This window comes from Pseudarthrobacter sp. 05T312, assembly GCF_056396685.1.
On sequence record NZ_JBFTLY010000001.1, the window covers coordinates 175976 to 188416 of the forward strand.

The 12441-nt window shown below is 66.0% G+C and carries 12 protein-coding genes; 4 read left to right on the plus strand and 8 right to left on the minus strand.

Annotated elements, in window-relative coordinates:
* Window positions 1-67: 67 nt before the first annotated feature.
* The 5 genes from AC1DIP_RS00905 to AC1DIP_RS00925 form a co-directional block, all read right to left on the minus strand.
* Window positions 68-2212 (minus strand): beta strand repeat-containing protein, encoded by a 2145-nt coding sequence (locus tag AC1DIP_RS00905; RefSeq protein WP_477732517.1) that lies wholly within the window; start codon window positions 2210-2212, stop codon window positions 68-70.
* Window positions 2209-2697, minus strand: coding sequence for a hypothetical protein (locus AC1DIP_RS00910; RefSeq protein ID WP_477732518.1), 489 nt, complete (start codon window positions 2695-2697; stop codon window positions 2209-2211). The genes AC1DIP_RS00905 and AC1DIP_RS00910 overlap by 4 nt, the downstream gene beginning before the upstream one ends.
* A 1-nt stretch (window position 2698) precedes the next feature.
* Window positions 2699-3835 (minus strand): COG1470 family protein, encoded by a 1137-nt coding sequence (locus AC1DIP_RS00915; protein WP_477732519.1) that lies wholly within the window; start codon window positions 3833-3835, stop codon window positions 2699-2701.
* Window positions 3836-3912: 77 nt separating this feature from the next.
* Window positions 3913-4365 (minus strand): hypothetical protein, encoded by a 453-nt coding sequence (locus AC1DIP_RS00920; RefSeq protein ID WP_477732520.1) that lies wholly within the window; start codon window positions 4363-4365, stop codon window positions 3913-3915.
* A 370-nt stretch (window positions 4366-4735) separates the two neighbouring features.
* A complete protein-coding gene (locus AC1DIP_RS00925) occupies window positions 4736-5197 on the minus strand; it encodes an Lrp/AsnC family transcriptional regulator (protein ID WP_188570390.1) in 462 nt (153 codons plus the stop codon).
* A gap of 160 nt (window positions 5198-5357) precedes the next feature.
* Between AC1DIP_RS00925 and pdhA the strand changes: the two genes are divergently transcribed.
* The 3 genes from pdhA to AC1DIP_RS00940 are packed head-to-tail and all read left to right on the plus strand — an operon-like array spanning window position 5358 to window position 9228.
* The gene (gene pdhA, locus AC1DIP_RS00930) at window positions 5358-6584 is read left to right on the plus strand and encodes a pyruvate dehydrogenase (acetyl-transferring) E1 component subunit alpha (RefSeq protein WP_477732521.1); all 1227 of its coding nucleotides are present in this window, start codon (window positions 5358-5360) and stop codon (window positions 6582-6584) included.
* The gene (locus AC1DIP_RS00935; protein ID WP_477732522.1) at window positions 6581-7708 is read left to right on the plus strand and encodes an alpha-ketoacid dehydrogenase subunit beta; all 1128 of its coding nucleotides are present in this window, start codon (window positions 6581-6583) and stop codon (window positions 7706-7708) included. The genes pdhA and AC1DIP_RS00935 overlap by 4 nt, the downstream gene beginning before the upstream one ends.
* 2 nt (window positions 7709-7710) lie before the next feature.
* Window positions 7711-9228 carry a dihydrolipoamide acetyltransferase family protein gene (locus tag AC1DIP_RS00940; protein WP_477732523.1) on the plus strand — a complete coding sequence of 506 codons (1518 nt, stop codon included), beginning with the start codon at window positions 7711-7713 and terminating at the stop codon, window positions 9226-9228.
* Between the two features lie 102 nt (window positions 9229-9330).
* Here AC1DIP_RS00940 and AC1DIP_RS00945 read toward each other — a convergent pair whose 3' ends face one another.
* Genes AC1DIP_RS00945 through AC1DIP_RS00955 form a run of 3 tightly spaced genes read right to left on the minus strand, consistent with a single transcriptional unit; the run spans window position 9331 to window position 11051 of the window.
* Complete coding sequence (locus tag AC1DIP_RS00945) at window positions 9331-10413, minus strand: DUF1648 domain-containing protein (protein ID WP_307359174.1); 1083 nt, start codon at window positions 10411-10413, stop codon at window positions 9331-9333.
* The gene (locus AC1DIP_RS00950; RefSeq protein WP_477732524.1) at window positions 10410-10808 is read right to left on the minus strand and encodes a GntR family transcriptional regulator; all 399 of its coding nucleotides are present in this window, start codon (window positions 10806-10808) and stop codon (window positions 10410-10412) included. The genes AC1DIP_RS00945 and AC1DIP_RS00950 overlap by 4 nt, the downstream gene beginning before the upstream one ends.
* Window positions 10809-10826: 18 nt before the next feature.
* Entirely contained in the window at window positions 10827-11051 is a 225-nt protein-coding gene (locus AC1DIP_RS00955) for a hypothetical protein (RefSeq protein ID WP_477732525.1), read from the minus strand.
* 379 nt (window positions 11052-11430) lie between these two features.
* Between AC1DIP_RS00955 and AC1DIP_RS00960 the strand changes: the two genes are divergently transcribed.
* A complete protein-coding gene (locus AC1DIP_RS00960) occupies window positions 11431-12426 on the plus strand; it encodes a glycoside hydrolase family 16 protein (protein ID WP_477732526.1) in 996 nt (331 codons plus the stop codon).
* The last annotated feature ends 15 nt before the right edge of the window (window positions 12427-12441 follow it).

Here is a 12441-nt window from a genome sequence, read left to right on the forward strand (position 1 = left end):
TGGCCGGCAAGGATGGGCCTCGCCCATACTGGCGACGGCTCCCGTTGGATCCGCCGGCCTCCCGCGGTCAGAAGGTGGTTTTCACCTTCCCGCTGGTGCTGACTCCTGAGGGAAGGGGGTTCCCCGCCACGTCAGCCAAGCCAGTTGCCGTGCTGTAAGAGGGGACTCCTTGGGTGGCGGGCATGCTCACGTTACCTGAATTCGACCTGTAGGACCCCAGCTTGATAGTGAGGGTCTTGCCGGTGGGATCCAGCGTCAGGGTGGAGGGAGTGTTGCCGTTGCCGTTGCCGTTGCCAGTGGCGCTGAAGACTGCAGAGCTGTTTCCCACATAGTTTGCGCCGAGCGAGAGAGTTCCAGATGGTACGACGCAGTTCCCGGCGGTGAAACTGATGGTGTCGTTGTTACCAGCGTCGGCAACAGTAGCGGATCCGCTCAGCTCTGTCCCTGACCATCCCGCGCAGAACTTCGCCGGATCCATCGCTTCCGAGAAGACCACGGTGATGACGTCCCCCTTGTCGAGGGAGCCGGAAGTCGAACCAGTACCATTCTGCCCGGTTACGTCAACGACGCTGGGAAGCACAGTATCCTTGCCGGTGAAGCCCGCTGCGGTTGCGCTGCCGGTGTTGCCCGCTGCGTCTGTGGCGGAGGCGGTGTAGGTCAGGGTGCCGTCGCCCACCATCGTGAGATCCATCGTTGTTGACCATGAAGTGCCAGCTGGCGTGACCTGTTTGGTGACGCTCTGCGAGAGGCTGTTGTTCCTGACTGTCACGTTCACCATCATGCCGCCCTCTGTAGTTCCGCTGACCGGAACTGCCGCGATGTTGCTGCTCAGGTTGACGTACATCGGTGCCGCAATGCTCAGAACCGGGGCTGCGGTGTCCTTGATATTCGATGCTGAGACAGGGCTGCTCGTGTTGCCCGCTGAATCGATAACCGTGACCGTGTAGGTCACGGTGTCATCCTTGAGGGACCTGAGGTCCAGGTTCAGCGACCAGGCGCCATTGCTGGCAATGGCGGTGCCCGTAACTGCGGCGGGGGACCCTGGGCTCATGGCCGAAACAGATACGGTCGCCCCGGCTTCCGCGTTGCCCGAAACGTTGATGGACGGGGCGGTGGCGGCATTGACATAAGTCGGGACTTTCAGGGCCGTAGGGGCAGCAGGGGCCGAGATGTCCTTGCTGCTCGTGGCGGTCCTGGCTGGGCCTGTGTTGCCCGCGGCATCCGTTGCCGTTGCCGAGAACGTCACGGGTCCCTCGTTCAGGCTGCTGAGGTTCAGGGTGGCCGTCCATTTGCCTGTGCTGTCCGCGGTGGGGGTAGCAGCGGGCGTGGTGTGGGCGGAACCCGCGTCGGCCGCGGTGAGCGTGATCTTCGCATTCGCCTCAGCAGTTCCGCTGACGGTCACTCCGGAAACCGTCGCCAGGTTCACGTACTGCGGAGCGCTTAGCCCAGTAACGGCTGGCGCCTGGGTATCAATCTTCACCGTCTGGCTCTGCGCCGTTCCGGCGTTGCCCACCTTGTCCGTCGCGAAGTAGGGCACCGTGTGCGTCCCGTCGCCGGCCACCGGGATAGTGGCGACGGCGCCGCTCACCGTCTGCTGCGCTCCGCCGTCGACCGCGTACGTAATGGAGGCGACGCCGGAACCGTTGGTCCCGTCGTCGGCCGTGACCGTCACGGTGACGGGGCTGGTGCTGTTCCAGCCGGCAGAGTTGGGCGTGGGCGAAACCGTTGCTGCCGCAGTGGGCGGGGTGGCATCGCTGCTAATGCCGTTGCTGCGCGGGCTCTCGGCGCCGGTCCACAGCGCGATGGCCGGGGTGACGGTGTAGTACCAGGTGCCGCCCGGGACGTTCTGCTCCGTGCAGGTGAGGGTGGTGACGGTCCCCGCGCAGCCGCCGGTGGCCGGGGTGGCGGCCCCGCCGGTGGCTGCTGGGTAGCGGGCCACCGTGTAGCCGGTGGCGGCCCGGCCGTTGACGGTGGTGCCGCTGGCCCAGGTGACCGAGAGTGCGGCGCCGTTGGCGCTGACGGCCGGCTTGGAGCCCGGCGTCAGGGCGTCGGCAGCCGCGGCTGCGTTGCTGCTGCTGGTGGTGGAGGCCCAGAACGCGTAGGCTGCGGTGCCCGAGCCGAGCAGCAGCAGGACCGCGGTAATGATCCAAGCGAGCCTGCGGGACGGGCGGCGGCCAACGAAGAGTGCTGCGTTGCGGACGGCGAGGCTCATTTGCGGACCTCCGCCGTCACTGGAACGCTGAACGTTGCGCCCTGGCAGGCTGCGAGCGAGGTGGTATCCATGGTGGCCGCTCCGGGGAGGGTAATGAGTGCTGACGAGTTCGCCGCAACGTAGGTTGCGGGGGCGAGAGGTGCGGCAGTGCCGGTGAAGATGACGCCCGTAGTGGTGCATCCGAGGTGCGCGGTGTCCGCTGTGACAGGCCCGTTGCCGGTGACGCTGTAGACCTGAACCGCATACGGGTTGGGGTTGGTCAGGCGGAGGACGACGTCGGCACTGCCGCCAGGGTAGAGGGCCGCCCTGGGGTTGTCGCTTTCGACGAGGGCGTCCACGGTGACGGCCTGCATGGTGCCTGCGGCTGCCGATCCGCTCCCGGCGCCCGTGCCGCTCCAGAAGGCGTAGGCCGTTCCGGCGCCGGCGGTCACGAGGAGTCCGGCGAGGGCAGCTGCCTTGAGCCCCCGGCTTCGTGTAGGTGTCATCTCAGTTCCCCTGTCCTGATCCTGAGTAGCTGAGCTGGAGGGTGGCGCCTTTGCAGCCGTCCTGGTTGGTGGACGTGTCCAGCATTCCCACCCGCGGCCAGGCGGTCTGTACGACGTTGAGCCCCTGGAGGGAACCGCCCGCGGCCGGCACTGTCAGTGGGTAGGGACCGCTGTACTGGGTGACGGTGAAGTCGGCCGGTGTGCAGGGCAGGTTTGCTGCCACCGCGGCCGGGCTCCTGGTGACGCCCGCGACGGCGACCGAAAGGTTGGTCAGCGACAGCGGCTTGTTGATGGGGTTGCTGATCTGCAGGTTCAGTCCGGCCGACGTACCGGGGGACAGGGTGCCGGGGACGTTCCCGGAGATACCGAACTGTTTGATGGTGGAGTCCAGGACCAGTTGCACGTTCGCGTAGGCGTACTGCGCTTTCCCGGAAGAGTCCTTGCCGGTGCCCACCAGGTAGATGCTGGAGCTTCCGGTGGGGGAGGAGTTGGCGGTGACCACCTGGAGAGTGGTGGAGTTCCCGGTGGCCGGGTTGGGCGAGAACGATGCGGTGGCTCCCGCGGGCAGGCCGCCCAGGACGCTGAAGGTAATGGGTCCGCTGAGGTTGGTGCGGCTGAGCTGCAGCGTGTAGACGGCGGTGGCACCCGGCGGAATGGTGACGGAATCCGGGGTGGCAGTCATCGAGAAGGAGCTGGAGATTTTGTAGTTCACCGTGAGGCTGGCAGTTGCGCTGCCGGAGACCTTGCCGCTTGCCGCGGTAATGGTGATTGAGCTGGTGCCCGCCGGCGTCGTCGCGGCGGTGGTGGCGTTCAGGGTGGCCGTTGCGGTGCTGCCGGAGTTGAGGGTGACGGACGACGGCGAGAACGCACCGCCTGCGCCGGCCGGGAGTCCTGCGGCGGTCAGGTTTACGGCCCCACTGAATCCGCCGGTGGAGGTCAGTGACACCGTGTAGGACGCCAGCTGGCCCTGTTGGACGGACTGGCTCGCGGGGGAGACCTGCACCGTAATGCCTGGCTTTGGATTGTTGGCCGCTGCGATCAGCGATCCGGCGCCGGCCAGCAGCAGCACCAGCGCCACCAGCGCTGCCTTGATTCCGATTCGCCTGCGACGCCGCGCATGCCCGTCCTGCTCGTGCACCCTGTGCCCCTCTTTCTTCGGTGCAAATGACGGCAAGCCGGGGGTGGATTCGCACCGCCCCCGGCCCGCTCGCTTAGTTAGCGGCTGGTGACGTTCACCGTGATCGTTGCGTTCTTGCAGGCATCCTGGTTCGCTTCGTCGTCAAGGAAGGTCAGGGTACCGGTGCCGACAGTCGTTCCGGTCGTCTTCGCCGGAACTGTCGCAGGCGTGGCGGTAGCGTCTACGGTGAACCAGATGGGGAGGCACTTCGCGTCACTCGTGGCCACCGTTGGAGCCAAGCCCGCGACAACCGTGCTGGAGGTGTTCGAGTTATCTGCCGTGTAGGTCACAGCCCGGGTCTCGCCTGGCGCAATACCCACGGCGAATGAGGAGTGCAGGGTGACTTCGTTGTTGCCTGCCGACGCGGCGGCAGATCCGGTACCGGAGCCCGTGGTGCTCCAGTAGGCGTATGCGGCGCCGCCGCCGGCTGCCAGCAGCGTCGCGGACAGGGCAACAGCGGCGATCTTGTTCTTCTTGGTCATCTTGCGCATGGAGAAGCTCCTTGAATGTGTGATTGAGAACCCGTTCCCCCATTGGTGGCTCCATCCAGGTGCCTTCCGGTGGATCGATGACCCAATATTTGCCGGAGCCAAATAGGCGCAACAACAGGTACCGGTACCCGAGTTTCTGGAACCTCAAGAAGCCCGGTACTCGGTAAGCGCTGCCACTACCTGCGTTCTACGCGTTGCGTTGCCGTGGAAGTTTCTCCGCGCACCGTGAAGACTCAAGGCGAAAAGGGGCAACCCAAGTAGTCGTCCCCGCTGGCTTCGGGTACTGCCGTGGAGCGCTCACATTGAGGAAATCTTGAGTACCTGGAACATCAATTTCCGGAATAAGCACTGCCCTCGGCGCGGAAGTCTCCTAGCGCGTATCCACGTCCTCGAACACCAGGAACGTCTGCGTATCGAGCACGCCCGGCATGGACTGGAGCTGGTCGAAGATGACCCGGCGCAGGTCGATATTGTCCACGGCCCGGACCAGCAGGATCACGTCGAAGTCGCCACCCACCAAGGCAATGTGGTGCACCTCGGGGATAGCGCCCAGCTGGTCGCGGAGTTCGCGCCAGGAGTCCTGCTTCAGCTTCAGGGTGACGTAGGCGGAGGATTTCAGCCCCGCCTTGATGGGATCCACCAGCGCCGTGAACCGGGTCAGCACCCCGTCGCCGGTCAGCCGGGCAATCCGGGAGTAGGCGTGGGCCCGTGAGATGTGCACGTTTTCGGCCACCTGGGTGACGGACATCCGGCCGTCGCGGGTGAGCTCGGCAATGATGCGGCGGTCGATCTCGTCCAGCGGAACCTCAGCAGCAGCATCCTTGCCCGGCATTTTGTCCACAGCCCCCGTCGGTAATCCACGTCACAGTTACAAATCGTCTCCCATAATAGGGCCGTGGGAGCAGGTTCTCCACGATTTGGCTATCCAGTAGATACGAAACCGGCGTCAGGACAATACTTGGAGGGAATAGTGGCTACCGAAGGACGGACCAATGACGATCTCCGCAGACCACACCGCGCCGGACACCACCAGCACGGCAGCGCCCGAGAATGCGCTGACGGAAGCTGTGAAGAAGTTCGGCATCACGGTGGAGGACTACATGCTCCCCGCCCGGCACCAGATCCAGATGGTGGACCCGGACGGCAACCTGAAATCCAAGGGCGAGCAGGGCACCCAGCCCGGCCACGAATACCCCGTGCCCGGCGACAAGGAACTGCTCGAAGCATACGAACAACTCGTCGTCGGCCGCCGCGTCAATGACCAGAATTCCGCCCTGGTCCGGCAGGGCCGCATGGCCGTCTACCCCTCCAGCCACGGCCAGGAAGCCTGCCAGGTGGCTGCCGCCCTGTGCCTGTCCGACGGCGACTGGATGTTCCCCACCTACCGCGACGCCGTGGCCGTGATGACCCGCGGCGTGGACCCGGTCCAGGTGATGACCATCTTCCGCGGCGACTGGCACGGCGGGTACGACCCCCTCAAGTACAAGGTGGGCATCCAGTGCACCCCGCTGACCACCCAGCTGCTGCACGCCGTCGGTGTTGCCCACGCCGCCAAGCTCCGCGGTGAGGACACCGTGGTGCTGGCCATGTGCGGCGACGGCGCCACCAGCGAAGGCGACTTCCACGAAGCCCTGAACTTCGCCGCCGTCTTCCACCTCCCGGTCATCTTCTTCGTCCAGAACAACAAGTACGCCATCTCGGTGCCGCTGGCACACCAGTCCGTGGCGCCGTCGCTCGCGCACAAAGCCGTGGGCTACGGCATGGCGGGTGAGCGCGTGGACGGCAACGACGTCGTCGCGCTCCTCGCCGTCCTGGACCGCGCCGTGAAGCTGGCCCGCGAGGGCTCCGGCCCGCTGCTGGTGGAAGCCAACACGTACCGCATGCAGGCCCACACCAACGCCGACGACGACACCCGCTACCGGGAAAGCGCCGAGGTTGCGGAGTGGCGGGCCAAGGACCCTGTGAACCGAATGCGCACCTACCTGACGGACCGGGGCCTGCTGGACGACGACGGCGAGGCCCGCATCCGCGAGCACGCTGAAGCGGTTGCCGCACAGCTTCGCGAAGGCCTCGGCGAAGACGTTCCCGTGGACCCGCAGGAACTCTTCCGCCACGTGTTCGCGGTTCAAACCCCGCAGCTGAAGGAACAGTCCGCCCTGCTCGCCGACGAGTTGGCCCGCGACGCCGCAGCTACCGATTCGAAGGAGGCCGGCAAGTGAGCCCCACCATCACCACCTCATCCGAGGCCAACGGCAACGTTTCCGCCGCCACCGCCCGGGCCGCCGCCTCCGCCGCAGCGTCCGCGGAGGCCGCCGGCCCACAGCCGGTCACCATGGCCAAAGCCCTCAACACGGCGCTCGCCGACGCCATGCACGCCGACTCCTCCGTCCTGGTGTTCGGCGAGGACGTGGGGCTCCTGGGCGGCGTCTTCCGCATCACCGACGGCCTCACCGCCACGTTCGGCGAGCAGCGCTGCTTCGACACCCCGCTGGCAGAATCCGGGATCGTGGGCATGGCCGTGGGCATGGCCATCAACGGCATGCGCCCGGTCATCGAAATGCAGTTCGACGCATTCGCCTACCCCGCGTTCGAGCAGATCGTCAGCCACGTGGCCAAGATGCACAACCGCACCAAGGGCACGGTCAAGCTGCCCATGGTGATCCGCGTCCCGTACGGCGGCGGCATCGGGGGAGTGGAGCACCACTGCGACTCCTCCGAGTCCTACTACGCCCACACCGCCGGCCTGAAGGTCTACACCCCGGCCACCGTCGCGGACGGCTACCGGATGCTCCGCGAAGCCATCGACTCCGACGATCCGGTGGTCTTCATGGAACCCAAGAAGATGTACTGGACCAAGGACTCCGTGGACCTGGGCGAGCTGCGGCGCCTTCACGAGGACGGGCGTTCTGCGGACGGTACGACGGCGGGACGCACCTCGGAGGGGAGGGCCGCCGTCGCGCGTCCCGGCACCGACGCGACGCTGATCGCCTACGGTCCGTCCGTGCCCACTGCTTTGGCTGCCGCGGAGGCTGCCGCTTTGGAAGGGCGCTCGCTGGAAGTCATCGATGTGCGGACCATCGTTCCGTTCGACGACGAGACCGTGTGTGAATCGGTGCGCAAGACCGGCCGGGTCGTGGTGATCGCGGAGGCGCACGGCTTTGCGTCGGTGTCCTCCGAGATCGTGGCCCGGGTCCAGGAGCGCTGTTTCCACTACCTGGCCGCCCCGATCCGCCGCGTGACCGGGTTCGATGTCCCCTACCCGGCGCCCAAACTCGAGAAGTACTACCTGCCCGGCGTGGACCGCATCCTCGACGCCGTTGACGACCTTCAGTGGGAGAACTGACCATGAGCGAACCACGCGTATTCTTGCTGCCCGACCTGGGTGAGGGCCTCACCGAAGCCGAACTGGTGGCCTGGCATGTCTCTGTGGGTGACGAGATCGCCGTCGATCAGCCGATCGCCGAGGTGGAGACCGCCAAGTCCGCGGTGGAGGTGCCGTCGCCCTATGCCGGGATCGTGGCCGAGCTGCACGGGAAGCCGGGGGAGACCCTGGACGTGGGGAAGCCGCTGATCTCGGTGACGCCTGTTGGTTCCGTTGCGGGGTCCGCCGCGGACGATGCCGCCCCCGCCCCTTCGCCGGACAGCATTCGTCCTGCGGACGATGCTGCCGGCTCAGGAAGGCCCGATGCCACTCCCGGGGCGGCATCATCCGCGTCGGCTGAGGCGGAAGCGTATCGGGAAGAGGAGAAGGCCGGGTCCGGCAATGTGCTGATCGGGTACGGCACTCCCGGCGGGCACGGTCAGGCGCGGCGTACCCGTGCCCGGAAGACCGCCGTCGCCGTGGACGAGCGGACTGAATCGGCTCCTGCAGAGCTGTCCAAGGAGGATGAGCTCGCACTGCTCCGCACCCGTGTACCCGGCAAGCTGGGCGCGGTGATTTCACCACTGGTCCGGCGCATGGCCAAGGAGCACGGCGTGGACCTCGGTGACATCTCTGGTTCCGGCGACAGCGGGCTGATCATGCGCCGTGATGTTGAAGCGGCGCTGAAGTCGGCAGCCCCTGCAGCCACACCCCCGGCCCAACCCGTTGAAGCGCCCGCACCGTTGGCGGAGCCGGCCGCACCGTCCGCCGGCCCGGCCACGGACGCCCGTACCGGACTCGCCATCTCGGCCCGCACCCCGGTCCGCGGCGTCCGGAAGGCAGTCGCCGCGAACATGGCACGCAGCCGTTCCGAGATCCCGGAAGCCACGGTCTGGGTGGACGTGGACGCCACCGCGCTGATGGAGCTGCGTGAGGGGCTGAAAGCCAATGGCGCGGAGGTTCCCGGTTTGTTGGCGTTCATTGCCCGGTTCGTCACGGCGGGGCTGAAAAAGTTCCCGGAGCTGAACACCCGCATCGAGACTGCCGACGACGGGTCGCAGGAGATCGTGGCCTTCGACGGGATAAACCTGGGCTTTGCGGCGCAGACCGACCGCGGCCTGGTGGTGCCTTCCGTGCGCGGGGCCGAAAAGCTCAGTGCCAGGGAGCTGGACGCGGAGATCCGCCGCCTCACGCAGGTGGCCCGCGACGGCAAGGCGACCCCGGCCGAGCTGGGCGGCGGAACGTTCACGGTGAACAACTATGGTGTGTTCGGCGTCGACGGCTCAGCGGCGATCATCAACCACCCGGAGGTAGGCATCCTCGGCGTGGGCCGGATCATCGACAAGCCGTGGGTGGTCAACGGCGAGCTGGCTGTCCGCAAGGTCACCGAACTCACGCTGACCTTCGACCACCGGGTCTGCGACGGCGGCACAGCCGGCGGCTTCCTCCGCTTCGTGGCCGACGCCATCGAAAACCCCACATCCCTCCTGGCGGACATCTAACCCAGCGGACGTTTTCGACACAGGAAACCTCCGCTGACACGCAGAGAGGCTGGCGCTCCCGGTATTCGGGCTGCGCCAGCCTCTTTGCGCGTCGAAAGCTCCTCAGCTGGTAAAGCGGAGCGCGATCACCAACCCGATCAGCGCGACCACGCCGGCCAAAAACATCGCCGCCCTCGGGTCGCCGAAGTTCAGGGTCCAGCCGATGCCGAACCTGCGGGGGACAACCAGGGCCGGGTCTTCCCGATTGATGTAGATCACGCCGCCGCGCCAGTACCTGTCGTCGTCGCGGTGAGTGAGGCCGGTGTCCTCCCCGTTGCCGCCGCGGTCCCGGTTGTTCCTGGCCAGGACAGTGATAGTTGCTGCCACCGAGACCAAGACCGGAATCACGATCACCAAAGGTGCCCACCGGGAAACGGTTCCTGTCCACATTAACAGCGATGATCCCATCAGGCCCAGGTCGATCATGGCCACCAGTCCCAGCAGGGCCTTGGCGCCCAGCGACATGTAGTGCCGTGCCCACCGCGAGGACCCCATGGGGCGGGCCGGGTCAAGATCGGGACGGCTGCGGAGAATGGCCGCCGCGATGCCGGCCAGCAATGCGGTGAGCCCCAGCTGCAGGAAAACCAGCGAAAAAGCGGAGCCAACCGACTTCACTTCAATCCTGTTCGGCACACCGTTCGCGCCATAGTGCACCGCGAGGTTCTGCGGCATCGACGGATACATCAGGATGCCGATAACTCCCGTCGCCACCGGGATGGCTACTGCCGGCACCAGCCAGAGCCAGGGGAACCGTGGAGGATTGGTCCGCAGCTCGGTGTCCACGGCGATGCCTTGGTGCAGCCCCTCGAACCAGCCGCCGGCAAGTTTCGCCGCGCGGATCTCCTGGTGGGCCAGGAAGAAGCAGCCATACCAAGTACCTACAAGCACCAGGACAGACAACGGCAGAAGCAGCGGCTGCCCGGTCACTGCAACGCTGGCCACGCCGGCAGCCGCGATGATGCCTCCGCAGATCAGGACCCGACGCCGGTACAGGCGCGACTGCGCGGTGACCACCGGATCTGCGGCATTTTGGGCCGGGATCCGGACCCCGAACGGAACAGTTCCGCTGGTGACCGACGGCAAGACCAGTGCCAACAGCAGAACCAGGCCCAGCAATACCAGGCCCAAAATCACGGAAACAATCACGGCGTGCCCTCCTGCTGTTTGGAGCTGAATGAATCGAGAACTGTCCGGCAGGCGTCGAGCACCTCAGGGGCCGAGGCTCCGCGGGCCACGGCCTCGGCCAGGAGGGTCCGGACCCTGCCGGTCCAGTCCGCGGGGAGTGGGTTCGCGGCGGGTGCGGTCACCACCGCTCCGGTGCCGCGGCTGAGGCGGATCAGGCCTTCTTGCCGGAGGAGATCGTAGGCCTTGTTGGCAGTGTGGAAGTTGATACCGAAATCGGCAGCGAGAGTGCGGGTGGGTGGCAGTGAGCTGCCGTCTTTCAATGCGCCGTGGGCGATCGCTTCCACGATCTGGTCCCGGATCTGCTGGTAGATCGGGACGTCGGCAGCCAGGTCCACATTGAGGATCAATGTCCCCACCCCTTTACCTTTGTTCTATTAGTTATAGAACAAAGCTGACTCCGGCGCTAGGGCCACCTGGCCCGCCTCGGCCCGCCGCCGCCGTCGGGCATCCAAAATTTTTCCAAGAGGGTCTTTACGCTCCGGCAGCCAGTTATTAAAGTGGAACGCGTCATAGTCCGGATGGGCGCCGGGGGCGTCCGGGAAGGGGGATTGCGCATCACCGCTGACCGATACCAGAAGACAAGTGACCACTACGTTCAAGGCCCCTCCTAGGAGGGGCCTTCCCTTTGCCCTGCAGCTCCGCGGAGCGTACCTTGCCGCCAATGGCACGCCTCAAACCCGGCCCGGGTGCGGATTGTAACGGCGCGGCCATCCTCCGGAACCGGTTAGGGCAAAAACAGGTACCCCTGCCAAGCGCCCCCGAGCGAAGTTCCGGAAACCTGAGTACCAGCTACTCATGACCAGTCGCCGGGAGGTTCGTAGGCTGGACCGGACTAGGGACGGGATGCCGCGTACGGTTCTCCCGTCGTCGCGGGATCCAGGGGGAGGACAGCAATGCAGACACCCGTTGCGGAGCCGGTCGCCGCCTGGATTACCCGGCGGTAGAATCCAATAACTCTGACTGGACGGAGGCAGGCCCGTGGCGACATTTGCCCATCATGCCCGCAGCCTTGTCCTCGTCATGGTCATTGCTTTGACGGCCGTTGCCTGCGGTGACCTCAACGCTCCTGCAGGTTCAGGACCAGGGTCAGGTTCCGGGCCCGGAAGTGCCTCCGATCCCGCGGATCCAACCACCGGGGCGCCGGTGTCGTCGGCCGCCCCCGAGGTTTCCCACAACGTAGACCCCCCTGCCCCCTCCGGAACGCCCCAAAGCGCAGACCCCTCCGCAGCTTCAGAGGCCATGCCCACCACGGATCTTCCCGGTTGGAAACAGGTCTTCGCGGAAGACTTCACCGACGGAGACGTTGGCCTGGGGACATTTCCCGGTCCCGTCTACGCCTCACGCTGGAGCGAGAACTACGCGGATGGAACACCGGACACCGCCGCCCAGCAGCAGCCCAAGGACGCGCGGACGTCCGGGTACTACCCGTCGAAGGTTCTGAGTGTCCATGACGGCGTCCTGGACATGTTCCTGCACTCGGAAGACGGAGTGGCCATGGGGGCCGCGCCGTCGCCCAAACTCTACGGAGCCAGCCAGCGGCCCTACAACAGCTTGGTGTACGGACGATTTTCCGTCCGTTTCAAAGCCGAAGCGTTGCCGGGATACAAGTTGGCGTGGCTGCTGTGGCCGGACAGCAAGCAGTGGCCGGAGGATGGGGAAATCGACTTCCCGGAAGGGGACCTGTCAAAGGTCATCTACGCTGCGGTGCATGGCGTGGAGGCCGGCGAACACCGGTTCGACGTCTTCCGCCCCAACCAGCCATACGGGGACTGGCACATTGCCACCACTGAGTGGCGTGCGGACGGCATCGAATTCTTCCTTGACGGGAAATCCCTCGGCGTCTCCACGAGGTTCGTCCCGAACAAGCCGATGCATTACATCCTGCAGACCGAAGCCTGCTCCCCGAACTGTCCGCTGCCCGAAACCAACGGCCATGTCCTGGTGGACTGGGTATCCATCTGGGAGAGGACGTAGCTATCCGGGCCAGGA